The 15,658-nt window shown below is 45.0% G+C and carries 15 protein-coding genes and 6 tRNA genes; 9 read left to right on the plus strand and 12 right to left on the minus strand.

Features of this window, described 5'->3' with window-relative positions; all coding sequences use genetic code 11:
• Window positions 1–304: 304 nt before the first annotated feature.
• Window positions 305–2,218 (minus strand): biosynthetic arginine decarboxylase, encoded by a 1,914-nt coding sequence (gene speA / locus FJD32_RS13875; protein ID WP_037417405.1) that lies wholly within the window; start codon window positions 2,216–2,218, stop codon window positions 305–307.
• Window positions 2,219–2,347: 129 nt separating this feature from the next.
• Between speA and FJD32_RS13880 the strand changes: the two genes are divergently transcribed.
• Entirely contained in the window at window positions 2,348–2,512 is a 165-nt protein-coding gene (locus FJD32_RS13880; protein WP_156143174.1) for a hypothetical protein, read from the plus strand.
• Window positions 2,513–2,680: 168 nt separating this feature from the next.
• Here the strand turns inward: FJD32_RS13880 and FJD32_RS13885 are convergent, their stop codons facing one another.
• The gene (locus tag FJD32_RS13885; RefSeq protein ID WP_011071981.1) at window positions 2,681–2,833 is read right to left on the minus strand and encodes a hypothetical protein; all 153 of its coding nucleotides are present in this window, start codon (window positions 2,831–2,833) and stop codon (window positions 2,681–2,683) included.
• Between the two features lie 476 nt (window positions 2,834–3,309).
• On the opposite strand from FJD32_RS13885, the gene FJD32_RS13890 reads away from it, so the two are divergent.
• From FJD32_RS13890 to FJD32_RS13910, 5 genes are all read left to right on the plus strand, one after another.
• Window positions 3,310–4,149: a S1-like domain-containing RNA-binding protein gene (locus tag FJD32_RS13890; protein ID WP_037425700.1), complete on the plus strand. Its 840-nt coding sequence runs from the start codon at window positions 3,310–3,312 to the stop codon at window positions 4,147–4,149.
• Window positions 4,150–4,315: 166 nt separating this feature from the next.
• Window positions 4,316–4,981 (plus strand): DUF480 domain-containing protein, encoded by a 666-nt coding sequence (locus tag FJD32_RS13895; RefSeq protein ID WP_088585748.1) that lies wholly within the window; start codon window positions 4,316–4,318, stop codon window positions 4,979–4,981.
• A gap of 87 nt (window positions 4,982–5,068) precedes the next feature.
• Window positions 5,069–5,899: an ABC transporter permease subunit gene (locus FJD32_RS13900; protein WP_088585749.1), complete on the plus strand. Its 831-nt coding sequence runs from the start codon at window positions 5,069–5,071 to the stop codon at window positions 5,897–5,899.
• The gene (locus FJD32_RS13905; protein ID WP_088585750.1) at window positions 5,896–6,804 is read left to right on the plus strand and encodes an ABC transporter ATP-binding protein; all 909 of its coding nucleotides are present in this window, start codon (window positions 5,896–5,898) and stop codon (window positions 6,802–6,804) included. The genes FJD32_RS13900 and FJD32_RS13905 overlap by 4 nt, the downstream gene beginning before the upstream one ends.
• A gap of 396 nt (window positions 6,805–7,200) precedes the next feature.
• Entirely contained in the window at window positions 7,201–7,476 is a 276-nt protein-coding gene (locus tag FJD32_RS13910; protein ID WP_037425710.1) for an HU family DNA-binding protein, read from the plus strand.
• 332 nt (window positions 7,477–7,808) lie between these two features.
• On the opposite strand, the gene FJD32_RS13915 is transcribed toward FJD32_RS13910, so the two are convergent.
• The 7 genes from FJD32_RS13915 to uvrY all read right to left on the minus strand — a co-directional run bounded on the left by FJD32_RS13915 (window position 7,809) and on the right by uvrY (window position 11,653).
• A tRNA-Leu gene (locus FJD32_RS13915) sits at window positions 7,809–7,895 on the minus strand.
• Between the two features lie 129 nt (window positions 7,896–8,024).
• Window positions 8,025–8,111: transfer RNA gene (locus FJD32_RS13920), tRNA-Leu, on the minus strand.
• A gap of 48 nt (window positions 8,112–8,159) precedes the next feature.
• Window positions 8,160–8,233, minus strand: a tRNA-Cys gene (locus FJD32_RS13925).
• Between the two features lie 21 nt (window positions 8,234–8,254).
• A tRNA-Gly gene (locus tag FJD32_RS13930) sits at window positions 8,255–8,330 on the minus strand.
• A gap of 143 nt (window positions 8,331–8,473) precedes the next feature.
• On the minus strand, window positions 8,474–9,022 hold the full coding sequence (gene pgsA / locus FJD32_RS13935; protein ID WP_037417386.1) for a CDP-diacylglycerol--glycerol-3-phosphate 3-phosphatidyltransferase: 549 nt from the start codon (window positions 9,020–9,022) through the stop codon (window positions 8,474–8,476).
• Window positions 9,023–9,069: 47 nt separating this feature from the next.
• The gene (uvrC, locus tag FJD32_RS13940; RefSeq protein ID WP_037431367.1) at window positions 9,070–10,899 is read right to left on the minus strand and encodes an excinuclease ABC subunit UvrC; all 1,830 of its coding nucleotides are present in this window, start codon (window positions 10,897–10,899) and stop codon (window positions 9,070–9,072) included.
• Window positions 10,900–11,008: 109 nt separating this feature from the next.
• Window positions 11,009–11,653 carry a UvrY/SirA/GacA family response regulator transcription factor gene (gene uvrY / locus FJD32_RS13945; protein WP_011622328.1) on the minus strand — a complete coding sequence of 215 codons (645 nt, stop codon included), beginning with the start codon at window positions 11,651–11,653 and terminating at the stop codon, window positions 11,009–11,011.
• Between the two features lie 354 nt (window positions 11,654–12,007).
• Here uvrY and FJD32_RS13950 point away from each other — a divergent pair, with 354 nt between their 5' ends.
• Window positions 12,008–12,187: a hypothetical protein gene (locus tag FJD32_RS13950; protein WP_080612448.1), complete on the plus strand. Its 180-nt coding sequence runs from the start codon at window positions 12,008–12,010 to the stop codon at window positions 12,185–12,187.
• Here the strand turns inward: FJD32_RS13950 and FJD32_RS13955 are convergent.
• Together FJD32_RS13955 and FJD32_RS13960 are read right to left on the minus strand one after the other, a co-directional pair.
• Window positions 12,166–12,256, minus strand: a tRNA-Ser gene (locus tag FJD32_RS13955). The two genes, FJD32_RS13950 and FJD32_RS13955, sit on opposite strands and share 22 nt — an antisense overlap.
• Window positions 12,257–12,730: 474 nt before the next feature.
• A tRNA-Ser gene (locus tag FJD32_RS13960) sits at window positions 12,731–12,821 on the minus strand.
• A 221-nt stretch (window positions 12,822–13,042) separates the two neighbouring features.
• Between FJD32_RS13960 and FJD32_RS13965 the strand changes: the two genes are divergently transcribed.
• Together FJD32_RS13965 and fabA are read left to right on the plus strand one after the other, a co-directional pair.
• Window positions 13,043–14,776, plus strand: coding sequence for an AAA family ATPase (locus FJD32_RS13965; RefSeq protein ID WP_140906447.1), 1,734 nt, complete (start codon window positions 13,043–13,045; stop codon window positions 14,774–14,776).
• Window positions 14,777–14,849: 73 nt separating this feature from the next.
• Entirely contained in the window at window positions 14,850–15,365 is a 516-nt protein-coding gene (gene fabA, locus FJD32_RS13970; protein ID WP_011071970.1) for a bifunctional 3-hydroxydecanoyl-ACP dehydratase/trans-2-decenoyl-ACP isomerase, read from the plus strand.
• Between the two features lie 110 nt (window positions 15,366–15,475).
• Here the strand turns inward: fabA and rmf are convergent, their stop codons facing one another.
• Window positions 15,476–15,652 (minus strand): ribosome modulation factor, encoded by a 177-nt coding sequence (gene rmf / locus FJD32_RS13975; RefSeq protein ID WP_011071969.1) that lies wholly within the window; start codon window positions 15,650–15,652, stop codon window positions 15,476–15,478.
• Between the last annotated feature and the right edge of the window lie 6 nt (window positions 15,653–15,658).

Below are 15,658 nucleotides of genomic sequence, written 5' to 3' on the forward strand. Positions count from 1 at the left end.
GGCATCTAATCTATTGGTATATCAGTCATTCATGGTTCGCTGGCAACGCTGACTTAAATGTATGCACGCATTTTAAGACTGATAACCCATCAAATTTGCGCGGCTATTTTTACACGACTAGCGCCGCAATAAAACCACCGCGCTTGCTTTTACAAGATGATAGCCTTGCAACGCACTCACCTTTACAACTCGCTAGCAAAAAGCAACACAGTCACCTTGGCAACTCGCTAGCAAAAATAATAGGCTATAAAAAACAAAAGTCAGCCTAAGTGTCCCTAGGCTGACTTTTTTAACACACTCAATATTAAGAAAAATCTTCTAAATAAGTGTAACCTTTTAGGCCCACTTGTAATTCTTCTAAAATTTGTGCGCGTTCATCCTCAACAATATGCTGGTTGACTAACTCTTCGTAAGTCCGCATAAAGTCAACGGCATCTAAGTTAACATAGCGTAATACGTCAGCGACTGTGTCACCGGCAAGTACCGATTCAATATTGGTCATACCGTTTTCTTCAATGCTGACAACGGCCGAGTTAGTGTCGCCAAACAAGTTGTGCATATCCCCTAAAATCTCTTGATATGCCCCCACCATAAAGAAGCCGATTAAATACGGGCTTTCAGCACTCCACGCTGGTACTGGTAGCGTAGTTTCAATCCCTTGGCCGTCTACATATTGATCCACAATACCGTCGGAGTCACAGGTGATGTCCAGCATCACAGCGCGGCGCTCTGGCGCTTTGTCTAAACCAGACAATGGCAGCACAGGGAACACCTGATCGATACCCCAAGCATCCGGTAAGGATTGGAATAATGAGAAGTTAACGAAGAACTTATCGGCTAACTTTTCGTTTAACTCATCAATAATCGGTCTGTGGTAACGGTTTTTGGTGCTTAACAAACCTTGAACTTCATGGCATACGCGTAGGTTAGCCTGCTCAGCCCACGCACGTTCTGCCAAGCTTAATTGACCCAAGGCAAACAGCGATTGCGCTTCTTGCAGGTCACTTTGGCTATCATGATAAATCTCAATCAAGGCACGTTGATCGGCACGGCCACTCAGCTCAGTCCAAGATTGCCACATATTGTGCAGCAGCTGCGGCGATTCTTCCGCTGGCGGCTGGATATCTTCAACCTGATAAGCTTCTGTGCCAATCACATCGGTGATCAGTACCGCATGGTGCGCCGTTAAGTGACGGCCAGATTCTGAAATAATACGTGGCATAGGTTGCTCGTATTCATTACAGATATCGGTAAGCACGTTTACGATGTTGTTCGCGTATTCGCTTAAACCATAGTTCATTGAGTTATTACTTTGGCTACGAGTGCCGTCGTAATCTACCGCTAAACCACCGCCGACGTCGAAGCAGTTAATGCTGGCCCCTAACTCACGTAATTCACAGTAGAAACGCGCCGCTTCGCTCACACCTTGACGAATATCGCGGATATTGGCGATTTGCGAACCTAAGTGAAAGTGCAGTAATTGCAGCGAATCCAACATATCGCTTTGTTTTAACTGGTCAACTACAGTCAAAATCTGCGCCGCAGATAAACCAAACTTAGACTTTTCGCCACCGCTGGCTTGCCACTTGCCTTTTCCTTGGAATGCAAGGCGAGCACGTAACCCTAAGCGAGGTTTCACCCCTAAACGCTCAGACTCAGCTAGTACCATCTTAAGCTCAGACAGTTTTTCTAAAACGATATAGACCTTATGGCCTAACTTTTCACCAATTAAGGCTAAACGAATGTATTCGTTATCTTTGTAACCGTTACATACGATCACTGAACTGGCTTTTTGCGCCATGGCAAGTACGGCCATTAATTCAGGCTTACTGCCGGCTTCTAGGCCTAATTGTGGAACTTCTTTTGATGCTTGGCTCGCAAGGATCTCTTCTACCACAGTTTTTTGTTGGTTTACTTTAATGGGGTAAACCAGCAAATAGTCCGCCTGATACTCATATTTTTGTATCGCTTGGTCGAATGCTTGGCACAAACTGTTCACTCTGTGGTGCAGAATTTGCGGGAAACGAACTAATACAGGTAAAGCGACCCCTGCTTTAACCATGTCTTTTGCTAGCTCATTTAAGCCAATCTTGTGATCAGGATTCTTAGGATCCGGCGACACTGTCACCTCACCTTGGTCGCTGATCCCATAAAACCCTTGGCTCCAGTGGGTAACGTTGTACCCAGCACGAGCAGCATCAATAGACCAATCATTCATTTTTATTTAGCCCGTCTATAAAAAAATGGGTTAAACGGTCAGTGCAACATTGCAAGACCGCCCGTTCGACAAACCCAGGTAAACCATATAGTTACCTGACATACAGTTAGGATGAATTCACCCTAATTTGTGCAGCAAAATCAACCCAGCTTAGGCGACATTGATGCGATTTCCCTTAACGCAACCGGGATTAACCCGATACTCTTTTACCTTGGCGATAACAAGATGGTGTTTATATCCCCCTTTATCGCCATAGGTCTTTCACCCAATGGCATTAACCATAACGCGCTTTGAGGTTAAAAAACACTCAAAACCTTAAGCTAAAGCGTTGCGTCTCCGCTCAATATGACTCTCTCTAAAAACGAGGTGCCGATTAAGTAGATAAACAATAGGTAACACTAAGGATAAACATTAGGTATTAAGCGGCAAGGCATCACCAAGCACACCTAACACTAGGTGAGATTATTGTAACAGGGGACTGTTGGCTTCTTCGCGGCCAGAGTTGATACGGATTAACGTGAGATGTTTAAGGCTAGTATCGTCATAGGGAACAACGATTGAGCGCTGGCATTGAGATGCTTTTAGGCAAAGAGCAAAAAATGGATGCTTGTGCATTAGCTAAACAATTCCTCTTAACCCCATGTAACCATTATAAATTGTACGTTACACGGTGAATGACCTGTGAACCATAAAATCATTACAACTCACGTAATATTTGTCATGTCTGTAACGAGCGAAGTCGTTAAACGGCGCAATTAAACCGCGCAATGTCACAGAATGCAAGCAAGAATCTCATTTAATATTTTTCATTAAAATATAATAAACACCACATTAACAGAATGGTTGGTAACAAGTAGATTTATCTATTTTAAATTAATAGGTTAATCATCAACCTTACTCTACGTGCGTTCAATATTTTTTAATAGCCAATCAAGATAAATTGATAACATTTGCTCACATCAGCAATATTGTTTTATCTCAGCGCGACTGTTCATTTTCGACTATCGACGCAAAAGCCGATCTGGAAGCTGCTGTTTACGGATAAAGCGGTTATAATCACCGCCGAATGACATCCTTAGATAGAGAGCTCCATGGTACAGATAGGAAAAACCTGCAAACTTGAGGTAGTAAAACAAGTCAGTTTTGGTGTGTATTTAAATGCCCACGAATTTGGCCAAGTGTTACTCCCCAACAAAGCCACCCCAAAAGACTGCCAAGTCGGTGACTGGCTAGAGGTATTTTTATATCTGGACTCCGAAGATATTGTCATTGCCACGACCCGCAAACCTTTGGCACAAGTAGGAGAATTTGCCTACTTAAAAGCCGTGGCCACTGGGCCTTTTGGCGCATTTTTAGATTGGGGATTAGATAAAGATCTGTTACTACCTTTTGGTGAACAGCATAAACCGATTGAAGAAGGTCGCTCGTACCTTGTTTATGTGCACGTTAACCGAGCTGATGAGCGTATTGTTGCGTCATCAAAAATCGATAAATTCCTCGATAAAACTCCCGCCCAGTATGAAGTAGGTCAACAAGTTGACTTATTTATCGGTGGCACCACAGATTTAGGCTACAAAGCCATTATTAACCATGCCCATTGGGGCGTGATTTATCAAAACGAAGTGTTCCAAAAACTGCGTTTTGGTCAAAGGCTAAAAGGCTTTATCAAACAAGTCCGCCGCGATGGCAAAATTGATTTGGTATTGCAGCAAGGCAGTAAGCAAGAGCTTGATAAAAATGCGCACATTATCTTAGTAAAACTCAAGCAAGCGGGCGGATTCTTACCCCTAACGGATAAAACCGATGCCGAAGTGATTTACGAACAACTCGGTATGAGTAAAAAAGCCTTTAAAAAGAGTATCGGTGGCCTGTTTAAAGCCAGTAAGTTAAGCATCGACGATGATGGTTTACGCCTAACTGAAGCTGACTGATTGGGCTGAATAGTCAACCTCACACGGGACTGAACACTCTCTTGTAGTAAGGTTCGTGGTTTATTTGTCCAAATAGTCTGCCCAAACACTCAGTTTACCGACAAGCGCTAGGATCTTAAGCATGGCTCTGTTATAACAAAGTCATGCTTTTTTCTTTGGAGCTTATATGGAACTCACGTTACACGAAGCCAGAGTTATCGGATGCCTACTTGAAAAAGAAGTCACCACCCCAGAGCAATACCCTCTTTCACTCAATGCCCTGACCCTCGCCTGTAATCAAAAAACCAGCCGCGAACCTGTATTAGAACTCACTGAAGCGCAAGTACAAGCCGCCCTTGATTCATTGAACAAAAAGCGCTTAATCAGCGAGCAATCCGGCTTTGGTAGCCGAGTCGTCAAATATAAGCACAGATTCTGCAACACCGAATTTAGCGAGTTACAACTTTCCAGCGCGGCGGTAGCCATTGTTTGTTTACTGCTGCTTCGCGGCCCACAAACGCCCGGAGAGTTACGCACCCGTAGCAACAGACTGCATGATTTTAAAGACGTGCTCGAAGTGGAAGCCTGCATTAAGCAACTGATGGAGCGGGATAAACCCGTACTGGCTCAACTGCCGCGGGAGCCTGGTAAACGTGAATGTCGTTATACTGAGCTGTTCTCCCAAGGTGCTGAGCAAATTAGCGCCGCGTCATTCACCAATGCCACAAATGCAGATGCCCACCCGCTAAACGAGCAGGATAGACAACAACTGGAAGCGAGAGTCACACAGCTTGAAGAGCAAGTGGCAGAACTTAAAGATAAGTTAGAATCGCTTATCGCTTCTTTATCCTAACCGCGCCGCGGACGACTTTCGCAAGTAGTCACTCTTAATGATGACTAAGGTGAGAGTTTGTCCGCTCACTCACTGACGAGACAGCGAATGACACCAAATGCTCCCAGTACATTCAATAACATGCTTTTGATCGCTGGCTTTGAATGTCGCAAATTTCTATTTAACCTTCGCGGGATTATCGCCCTGTTCGCCTTTGCATTAGTGTGGGGCATGCTATTGCTCTACCCCATCCAAGGCGCTTCGACCCTATTAATGCAGCCCAATATTAAAGATCTGATCGACGGTCTCTTAGGCAGCCAAGCTCTCAACATGCTGTTTGACTGGCCCGTGGCGGAAATGGCTATCTTCTGGTGCTTTGCGCTGTATCTGTTTCCCATGTTCAGTATTTTGATTGCCGCCGATCAGTTCTCCTCAGACAAAACCCGCGGCACATTGCGCTTCTATACCCTAAGAACCAGCAAAGACAGCCTACTCTTCGGCCGCTTTTTGGGGCAAATCTTGATCCAAGGTCTACTGATCTTATTGACCATCCTTGCCACCATAGCGCTGGCACTTACTCGCGATATCGGCTTGTTATTACCCGCATTAACGTCGGGAGCCTTGGTCGGCATCAACTTGGTTATCGTGATTTTACCCTTTACCGCGGTCATGACTTTATTGTCCCTCTATGCCAACACGGCAAGGCAAGCCATGGTTCTGGCCACTATTTTGTGGACGGTCGTCTCTATAGCACTGCTGATATTGGGTAATGAATCGCGCTTATTTGAAGGTTTACAATGGATATTGCCGGGCGCTCAACTGTCGAACATGGTCAACACCAATGGACTCAATAGCTTTGCCTACGCACCAATTCCCCTACTACAAACCGCATTCGCCCTTTTCCTTGGCCGCGTTTATATCCAAAGGAGTCAACTATGATCCTCGTTCAATGCCAAGGACTGTCCAAACACTATGGCAGTAAAAAAGCGCTCAATAACGTTAACTTAACCCTCGAATCGGGAGCGCCCATCGCCTTAGTTGGCCCTAACGGTGCAGGTAAAACTACACTGTTTAGCCTGCTCTGTGGCTACCTCACCCCAAGCGCAGGCTCGGTTCGTATTCTGGGAGAAGCACCCAATAGTCCAGCATTATTAGGGCAAATTACCGCCCTGCCACAGGATGCGACGCTCGATCCCAATTTAACTATTATCAGCCAGTTAAGCTTCTTTGCGCGTCTTCAAGGGATGGATAGCAAGCAGGCAAATCAAGAAGCACAGCGAGTGCTGAATTTAGTGGACTTAGCCGAGGTGGCGCAGCAAAAGCCACCGAGTCTAAGCCATGGAATGAGTAAACGTGTGGCGATTGCCCAAGCCTTAATCGGCTCGCCTAAGCTGGTGTTGTTAGATGAACCTACCGCAGGACTCGACCCTGCCAATGCGAAGAAAATCCGTGAACTCGTCAGAACGCTGTCGCCCACAACCACTTTTGTGATCAGCTCACACAACTTGGACGAACTCGAGAAGCTCTGTGACCAAGTGCTGTATCTAGATAAAGGTGAATTGGGCCAGTCGATTTCGATGCGCTCATCCAATAGCGGCAGTGATTATCTCACCCTCACCATGGAAAGCTGCGACAGTGAAGCGCTGATCCAAGCCGTAGGTCAAATAGCTGGTGTGGTGAATATCACCTCAAAACAAGCCCATGTATTTGTTATCCAATTGGATGACACGGCAAATCGTCATTATGAGTTTGAAACCGCCCTGCTCGCCCTATTTAAGGACCAGCATTGGCAATATAAGATGCTGCTGAAAGGACGCACATTGGAAGAAACGTTATTTTCTTAACTCCGCGACAAGTCCCTTATTATTCCTACGTTTAACTCCACCTCTAACAGCGCCCGCAAGGGCGCTTTGTGGCTAATGTTTTGTTTATACACTGCTGAAGCAATGGCATTTATTACACCATGTCAAACATCAAACAGTCGTAAATATCAGTGTTAAAAGGCTTTATCCTTTAACTTCTACTTTAGTTCTAAACGCTACAGGCCAACTTAGCCCCTAATGCTGCTTACCTAGTGCTGCTTATATGAGGCGTATTTACGTTTCAAAATAAAGGGTGAGTAATCACCGCTAACCAATAAAGCAGCAGTTAAGCCGCTTTGGTAAACCTAGACTTTCAATCTAATCTCGAGCTTGTTATAACTCCCCTTTCCTGCTCTTTCACTGAATTCAGAGGTTTCAATGAACAAAGCACAACTGATCCAACGTATCGCCACTTCGCTTGAACAGTCCCAGGCCAGCACTAAACCTGTTGTCGAACAGATCCTACAACAGATCCATATCGCCTTAAGCGAAGGTGAGAAAGTCTTCCTGCCGCAATTCGGTACCTTCGAGTTACGTTATCATTTACCTAAATCGGGTCGAAACCCGCAAACTGGCGAGACGATGGAGATTGCAGGCTTTAACCAGCCAAGCTTTAAGGCGGCGACAGCGCTAAAACAAGCGATAAATGAGTAGTATTGTGGATGTGTAAAATTGCCTCGTGAAAACCACGGGGCTTTTTTATGGGCAAGGTTAACGACATCACTTTGGCAATAAGCCTTAGCGCTCAAACGCCGCCTACACGAGCTCAGTTTGATGCTATCAAGCTCAATGTGGAGAAATAAAGTTGAGGAATTTGTAGGTTATAAGGCAGGACTAATGCCTGTAACAAAAGTGGCAAGCGCGAAGCCGTGGCTCTAGAGAAGAAGATAGAAACGGCCCTTTAAACCAAATCCAAATAATCAAAGCTGTAGATGCAAAAAAGCCCCGACTAATGTCGAGGCTTATTTACTATTCACTGAGAATAATGGTACCCGAGGCCAGACTTGAACTGGCACGCTGTTACCAGCGAGGGATTTTAAATCCCTTGTGTCTACCGATTCCACCACTCGGGCAAACTCTGAATATCGTAAGCACTTCTATTGATATTGTTAACTCTTTGCTTCGCTCTTCTACTTATATTTCAATGTATAGGTAACGAAGTTTAACGCTTCAGCTCGTTTGAGCTGTCACCATTATAATAATGGTACCCGAGGCCAGACTTGAACTGGCACGCTGTTACCAGCGAGGGATTTTAAATCCCTTGTGTCTACCGATTCCACCACTCGGGCAAACTCTTTATATTAACGACGGGAATCATGTCATTAATATCTTAATTATGGAGGCGCGACCCGGAGTCGAACCGAGATCGACGGATTTGCAATCCGCAGCATAGCCATTCTGCCATCGCGCCATCTTTCCAATCATTTTAGATTGGAGCGACATATCGGGTTCGAACCGATGACCTATACCTTGGCAAGGTATCGCTCTACCAACTGAGCTAATGTCGCATCACGCAGAGTTAAGATTTTGTTTTCACTTCGTCTCTCGTCTACGGGGAGGCATTCTACCTATTTACGATGCAGTGTCAACCGCTGTTTTATCGATAACTTACTGCTTGCGCACTAAATAATCTCTTTGATCTTTTATTGTGCTATTCAGCCGTTAAATCTTTCCAGGCGGCTAAAATGTAACTCATCATTGACCAGAACGTTAATACGGCAGCGATATATAACAGCACAAATGCCGCGGTGATCATGAGTGGATTGTATTGCCAGATAAGGCCAATAATCGCCACCATCTGCGCCGCCGTTTTATATTTGCCGATCCAAGAAACTGCAACCGTGCCGCGTTTACCTAATTCAGCCATCCACTCCCGCAGGGCTGAAATCACAATTTCACGGCCAATCATAAACAGTGCTGGCAGTGTGAGCCAAATATCAGCGTATTGGTCAACTAATAATACGAGCGCGGTGATCACCATCAGTTTATCAGCGACGGGATCGAGGAAGGCGCCAAAACGGGTCAGTTGCTTGAGTTTACGCGCCGCATAACCGTCTAATGCATCCGTTAACGCCGCCAACCAAAACACAAATGCGGCAACAAAAGGCGTCCAGCTGTAAGGTAAATAAAACAACACCACAAAAATGGGCAGTAAAAAAAGCCTAAAAAGAGTTAATGCTATGGGTAAGTTAAACGGCATGATCAAACCAGTTAGTCAAAAGCAGCGCCAATCTTGCCTTAATTTTATCACCCTCGCAATGCATCATGAATGGTTTGTGCCATTTCTATGCTGATCCCTGGCACTTTCGCTAACTCGGCCACGCTCGCGCCCTTCACTTCCTGCAAACCGCCCAAATGTTGGAGTAACGCTTTACGGCGTTTAGGGCCAATGCCCGGAATGGATTCAAGCGTTGAGGTGTTACGGGTTTTCTGACGGCGATTACGATGCCCAGTGATGGCAAAGCGGTGCGATTCATCGCGAATATGTTGAATAAGGTGCAATGCGGGTGAGTCATCCTCAAGGGAAAAGCTCGTTTCTGTGTCACCAAAGATTAAGGTTTCCAGCCCGGGTTTACGGCTCTCTCCCTTTGCCACCCCAATCAGTTGCGGCGCTTTATCTAAATTAACGAACTTCTCATCCACTATTTGCTGCGCGATACGCAGCTGACCCAAACCACCGTCGATAAATAAGATATCAGGAATTTTGCCGCTGGCATCGATTTTATCAAATCGACGACTAATGGCTTGTTTCATCGCGGCATAATCATCGCCTGGCGTAATGCCTTCGATATTGTAACGGCGATACTCGGCCTTATGTGGCCCCTCGCGGTTAAACACCACACAAGAGGCTACCGTGCTCTCACCCATGGTATGGCTGATATCGAAACACTCCATTCGCTGAATCGGCGCATTAAGCTCGAGGATTTCCTCAAGCAAGACAAAACGCTGTTCAACGGTGTTTTTATGGGACAGGCGCGTCATAACCGCATTGGTAGCATTGGTGATCGCGAGGCGTAAAAAACTCGCCCTATCAGCACGCACATTGGTTTTAATGCTGAATTTTTTATTCAACGCCTCAGAGACGGCCGCCTCTAACTCATGCAATTCTTCAAAGTGATGGCTTATCACCACCTCCTTAGGAATAGTGCGTTGAATATCGGCATTTAAATAAAACTGTAGCAGGAAGGAGCGTAAGACTTCTTCGATATCCGTTTGCGCGGGCACCGTTGGATAATAGCTGCGGCTACCAAAAATTTTACCTTCGCGGATAAATAGCAAGTGAAAACAGGCAATGCCCGAGGCATAGTGTACGCCGATAACATCCATATCGCCGGTATTACCCGAGACTTCTTGCTGCTCAGCTACCCGGCGCAGCGCCATAATTTGATCGCGAAAGCGCGCGGCTTGCTCATAGGCTTGCTGCTCAGCGGCCTCTTCCATCTTAGCCACGAGTTCACTGATAACTTGTTTATCTTTTCCCTTTAGGAACAAACTGGCAAGTTTAACCTGCTCATCATACTCCGCATTACTGACCTTGCCGACGCAAGGCGCACTACAACGGGATAACTGGTATTGCAGGCAGGGCCGAGTGCGGGATTTATAATAGAGATCATCACATTGGCGGATAGGAAACAGCTTTTGCATCAAGTGCAAACTTTCGCGCACCGCGCCGCCATTCGGATAAGGCCCAAAATAATGGCCCTTCTCCCGCTGCGGCCCGCGATGGTATGCGAGGCGTGGATGCTCGTGTTGGCTCAAGAAAATATAAGGGTATGACTTATCGTCCCGCAGTAACACATTGTATTTGGGCATGTACTGCTTGATATAGTCATTCTCAAGCAGCAGCGCATCGGTCTCACTATGGGTCAGCGTCACATCAATATGATGGATATGGGACACCAGCGCCTGAGTTTTCACATTGCCAAGGTTTTTACGGAAATAGGAAGATAAGCGCTTTTTAAGATCTTTGGCCTTACCCACATAAATGACGTCACCTTTGACGTCATACATGCGATAAACCCCAGCAGAGGATGAGACCGTGCGTAAAAAACTCTGGGCGTTAAAACCTGTCGACATCGTTACACACCCACTCTTTTACTTACCATCTTCAAAACTGCTTGATAAATCGTTTTCAAACTCACAGCTAACACTTAATTAATGCTAGAACCATTGACACAAGCGGCCATTAGAAATGGCCAGCATCTAACATTTTATAGCGGATCGCTAAACGAGTCAGCTCCACATCACCACTGATCCCAAGCTTCGCAAACAAGCGGTAACGGTAACTGTTAACGGTTTTGGGGCTTAAGTTGAGCTGCTCAGAAATATCATTGACCTTTTCACCATTGGTGATCATCAACATAATTTGCAGCTCACGCTCAGACAAGGCTTTAAACGGATTCTCATCGGCCGGATTGAATTGGCTCAATGCCATTTGTTGGGCAATTTCAGGAGATAAATAGCGCTGCCCACGGGAAACCTGACGTATCGCTTGCAATACTTCAGGTGGCGTCGCACCTTTGGTTAAATAACCAGACGCGCCCGCCTGCATCACTTTACTGGGGAACGGATCTTCAGTATGCACTGTTAGCACAATAATCTTAGCATGAGGTTGATAACGTAAAATCTTACGCGTCGCTTCGAGTCCGCCCATACCTGGCATATTCATGTCCATTAAGATGACGTCGGCTTCATTTTGTCTCGCCCACTGTACCGCGGTCTCACCATCGGGCGCTTCACCCACAACTTTGATCCCCCGCTCATCTTCTAAGATACGGCGGATCCCAGTTCTCACCAGCTCATGATCGTCAACTAAATATATCGATATCAACTTTATCCACCTTTAACCAATGCTGACTAAGAGAGTTTAGCCAAATCAGAATACCGCAACCGGAATATAGGTTATCAGGGTAATTTAGCCCAACAATGGCATTTCGCAAAGCATAAAATGAATATTGTTAACTAGATGATATTTAAAGAAACAACTTGCTAATTAATGCAGTTTGAAATTAAGAGCTTGGTATGATGAAAGTATGAGTGGAGCTCAGGATTGGGCTAATTGATAAGCTGACGCAAAATATAGCAGGTTTAAAACGCTCATCGAAAATGAAGTCGTGTAAATGCAAAAAGCCGCTAATTGCTTAGCGGCTTTTTAGCCGACTATTGTGCTGGAGCAGCGCTTAGCATGAAGAACCCGGGTTCAAATTGCATAAACAAAAAAGCCATCATTGCTGATGGCCTTTCCATGAAATATTGTGAAGGAGCTGCGCTTAGCATGAGGAACCCGGGTTCAAATTGCATAAACAAAAAAGCCATCATTGCTGATGGCTTTTCCGTGAAATATGGCGGAGGAGCAGGGATTTGAACCCTGGGTGGGCTATAAACCCACGCCGGTTTTCAAGACCGGTGCATTAAACCACTCTGCCACCCCTCCGAACGAGCGAGATAATATACATCTCGCCCAAAGCTGTAAACTTAAATTTATTATTATTTGAATTGATTGGCGATTTGATATCCACCTGGCGATGAAATCATCGCTTTCAGGGCGATTTTTGATCTGTTGCTATTTCTGCTCACTAAAAACCGGCATGACAACAACATTACCTAAGTCACTTTTGAATAGATTAAAGAATCGCGAGCACTTTTTTAAGGTGGCGGCTTCCTATGAAAAAGATGAAGTATAAATAGGGATCGTAGGAGAAGGTTAATCCAAACCTTAAAAATCAACTTCTTCATATCAGAACATAATGATTATCAAGACAATCGCAGATACGCCTTTTGGCAATGTAATCAAACATCTCATACCATGGAACCAGAAGCAAAATGGCCGCTAATTGTTTAGCGGCCTTTTTGACTGACATTACATAAACAAAAAGGCCATCATTGCTGATGGCCTTTGTGTGAAATATGGCGGAGGAGCAGGGATTTGAACCCTGGGTGGGCTATAAACCCACGCCGGTTTTCAAGACCGGTGCATTAAACCACTCTGCCACCCCTCCGAACGCCGCAAATAATATAAGCATCATCGGTGCTTGTAAACAGCAATTTTTGAATATTGTGTTAAATGCTCATCTTATGTTCAGACGGATGAATTTTCAGGCGAATAGCAAACATATTTTCAGCAATATCTGGGTAAAGCAGCATAAAAACACCTATACAGTAAGAGACTTGCCCTCTCGGTATGGTAAAATCGCGGTAACTTTTCACGGTAAATGCTTATATGAATTCACTCTTGATACCTTCATCCTCACTCGCCCCTGAATTTAATCTTCCCGTCCTGTCGCAATTGCCAACAGGATATAAAGCGTTGCTTTTAGGTCAAGAGCGCGTATTGGATGCCTTTAAGTTACATAACGCCATTGCCGATCAACAACTGTATCTCGCAGATTTTCCTGGCATCGATAGACTATTAATGATCAAAGCATTAATGGAAACGCTTGAGCCATTGCCGGCAGCTTATCTGGTGGCAAAGCGCCCCGAAGACAAAACCATTCAATTCCATTGGCAATATGAAGCGCCGCAGGACAACCAAGGCTCAATTGCTGAAAAGCATGTCAGTTATCGCTATCTGAGTGGCAATATCCGCCGTTCAGACCTACTTGGCCGTATGGTGCAATCAGGTAATAGCAGTAAATATCAAGCGGGTGCATTGGCCGAATGCCATTATATATTTATCTGCGCTGAATCCCTGTGGAAACGAGAAGGCTTATGGGATTTGCTGCTGCAAATCCTGACACAGAAAGAGTATCAAATCAGTCACAACCTAAGCCCAATCCCATTAAATTGTAAAATTATTTTAATTGGCGCGGGTTTAATCTATAGCCAAATTAGGTCTGAAGATTGGCAATTTCAACGCCACTTTAACCTGTTGGCAGAACTGGCGGGTGAACTGGATTTGACCCGTTTTAAAGAAGCGCAATATGCCAGTTGGCTACAAACGGTGGCACAAAGTGTCGATGTCACATTAGAACAATCCAGTCTTGCGCCACTGTTTAGACACAGTGCTAGATTAACCGAGCATCAACGTCGCTTAAGTCTCTCAATGCTAGATTTGGCGCAGTTAATGGCGCAGGCAAAAGTCTATCGCGGTAAATCAACAATTAATGCAGCCAGCATTGAACGTGCGCTATCGCAAGCCAATTATCGCCATAACAGCTCTGAAGAATTTTCAAGCCAAAGTTTTGATGACAATTTCATAAATCTGCCAACTACGGGCGCTATGGTAGGACAAATTAATGGTCTTACGGTTATCGATGCGATTGATCACTGCTATGGTGAACCAGCACGGATCACCGCTACGGTACACTATGGTGACGGTGAAGTTGCAGATATTGAAAGAAAGTCAGAGCTGGGCGGTAATATCCATGCAAAGGGTATGATGATCCTTTCAGCCTGTTTATATCGTATCTTTGGTCGCGATGCGCCATTGCACCTAAATGCCAATATTGTATTTGAGCAATCCTATCAGGAGATCGATGGCGATAGCGCCTCGCTTGCAGAATATTGCTGCTTGATGTCAGCCATTGCAGAACAACCGATTATTCAGTCGCTGGCGATTACAGGCGCATTGGATCAATTTGGTAATGTGCAAGCTATCGGTGGTATTAATGAAAAAATTGAAGGCTTTTTTAATCTTTGTGAACGCCGAGGCTTAACCGGTGAGCAAGGTGTAATTATGCCCAAGTCAAATATATTACAGCTTAATCTACACCCCAAAGTGATTACAGCTGTAGGCAAAGGCTTGTTCCATATTTATGCCATTGAACATATGGATGAAGCGGTCGAGCTATTGATGCAGATGCCCGCTGGCGTTGCCGATGAAGATAATGACTTCCCAGCAGAATCCTTATATGGTCTAGTGCAACAACGATTAGACAAGCTAGCTGGTAACGGTGAAGAAGAAATAGGCTTAATGACGAGATTACTCGCAAAACTAGGATTTTTTCGACATTAATTAGCTGATCGGAGTTGTTTAGCTTACACGTGTTCGCTAATCTTGGCGCTCTTATTGCTGGAGTAGTAAAACAATGAATAAAGCAAACAGTTTCAACAAAGAAGAACTTATCGCCTGTGGCCATGGGAAATTATTTGGTCCAAACTCCCCTCGCCTCCCCGTAGACAACATGCTGATGATCGACAGGATCATCACCATCAATGACAACGGTGGTGAGTTTGGAAAAGGTGAAATTGTTGCCGAACTCGACATTAAGCCAGAATTATGGTTTTTTGACTGCCACTTTATCACTGACCCAGTTATGCCGGGTTGCTTAGGCTTAGATGCCATGTGGCAACTGGTTGGTTTTTACCTAGGCTGGGAAGGTGCTGAAGGCAAAGGTCGCGCTTTAGGTGTGGGTGAAGTGAAGTTTACAGGTCAAGTATTACCCGGCGCGAAAAAGGTCACTTATAAGCTCAATATCAAACGTACCATCCACCGTAAATTAGTAATGGGTATTGCCGATGCCATCCTTGAAGTAGATGGACGTCAAATTTACAGTGCAACCGACCTTAAAGTCGGTGTATTTAGCGATACTTCGACCTTCTAACCTGCTTTACCCGGCAATATTCAATAGAGACAAAAATGCCCTCATCTGAGGGCAATTATGCTGCATTACTCTGTTTGTTCTGGGCTATTTAATTAATGAGCAAAACGCCATTATTTATTAAATAGCCCATTAACTCGGCCATCCACACCTTCACGCCAACCACCTAACCACTGTGACCGCGAATCAAGATTTGCATAAGGACAGAGCTCCTTAGAGCGCCCACCAATACCAGCTTGGAATCCTTTTGAAAAAGCTCTGTCTAAACGATCTCGTTTTTGTCTTTTCATGCAAGC

The sequence above is a fragment of the Shewanella sp. LC6 genome (assembly GCF_006385735.2).
Lineage (GTDB): Bacteria > Pseudomonadota > Gammaproteobacteria > Enterobacterales > Shewanellaceae > Shewanella > Shewanella xiamenensis.

Bases quoted from the DNA above. Each gene is read 5' to 3' on its own strand.
- FJD32_RS13885 (WP_011071981.1), bottom strand. From the start codon at position 2,833: ATGCACAAGCATCCATTTTTTGCTCTTTGCCTAAAAGCATCTCAATGC.
- uvrC (WP_037431367.1), bottom strand. From the start codon at position 10,899: ATGTCGACAGGTTTTAACGCCCAGAGTTTTTTACGCACGGTCTCATCC.
- FJD32_RS13910 (WP_037425710.1), top strand. From the start codon at position 7,201: ATGAACAAAGCACAACTGATCCAACGTATCGCCACTTCGCTTGAACAG.
- FJD32_RS13895 (WP_088585748.1), top strand. From the start codon at position 4,316: ATGGAACTCACGTTACACGAAGCCAGAGTTATCGGATGCCTACTTGAA.
- FJD32_RS13950 (WP_080612448.1), top strand. From the start codon at position 12,008: ATGAAGAACCCGGGTTCAAATTGCATAAACAAAAAAGCCATCATTGCT.
- FJD32_RS13905 (WP_088585750.1), top strand. From the start codon at position 5,896: ATGATCCTCGTTCAATGCCAAGGACTGTCCAAACACTATGGCAGTAAA.
- fabA (WP_011071970.1), top strand. From the start codon at position 14,850: ATGAATAAAGCAAACAGTTTCAACAAAGAAGAACTTATCGCCTGTGGC.
- pgsA (WP_037417386.1), bottom strand. From the start codon at position 9,022: ATGCCGTTTAACTTACCCATAGCATTAACTCTTTTTAGGCTTTTTTTA.
- FJD32_RS13965 (WP_140906447.1), top strand. From the start codon at position 13,043: ATGAATTCACTCTTGATACCTTCATCCTCACTCGCCCCTGAATTTAAT.
- FJD32_RS13900 (WP_088585749.1), top strand. From the start codon at position 5,069: ATGACACCAAATGCTCCCAGTACATTCAATAACATGCTTTTGATCGCT.
- speA (WP_037417405.1), bottom strand. From the start codon at position 2,218: ATGAATGATTGGTCTATTGATGCTGCTCGTGCTGGGTACAACGTTACC.
- FJD32_RS13890 (WP_037425700.1), top strand. From the start codon at position 3,310: ATGGTACAGATAGGAAAAACCTGCAAACTTGAGGTAGTAAAACAAGTC.
- rmf (WP_011071969.1), bottom strand. From the start codon at position 15,652: ATGAAAAGACAAAAACGAGATCGTTTAGACAGAGCTTTTTCAAAAGGA.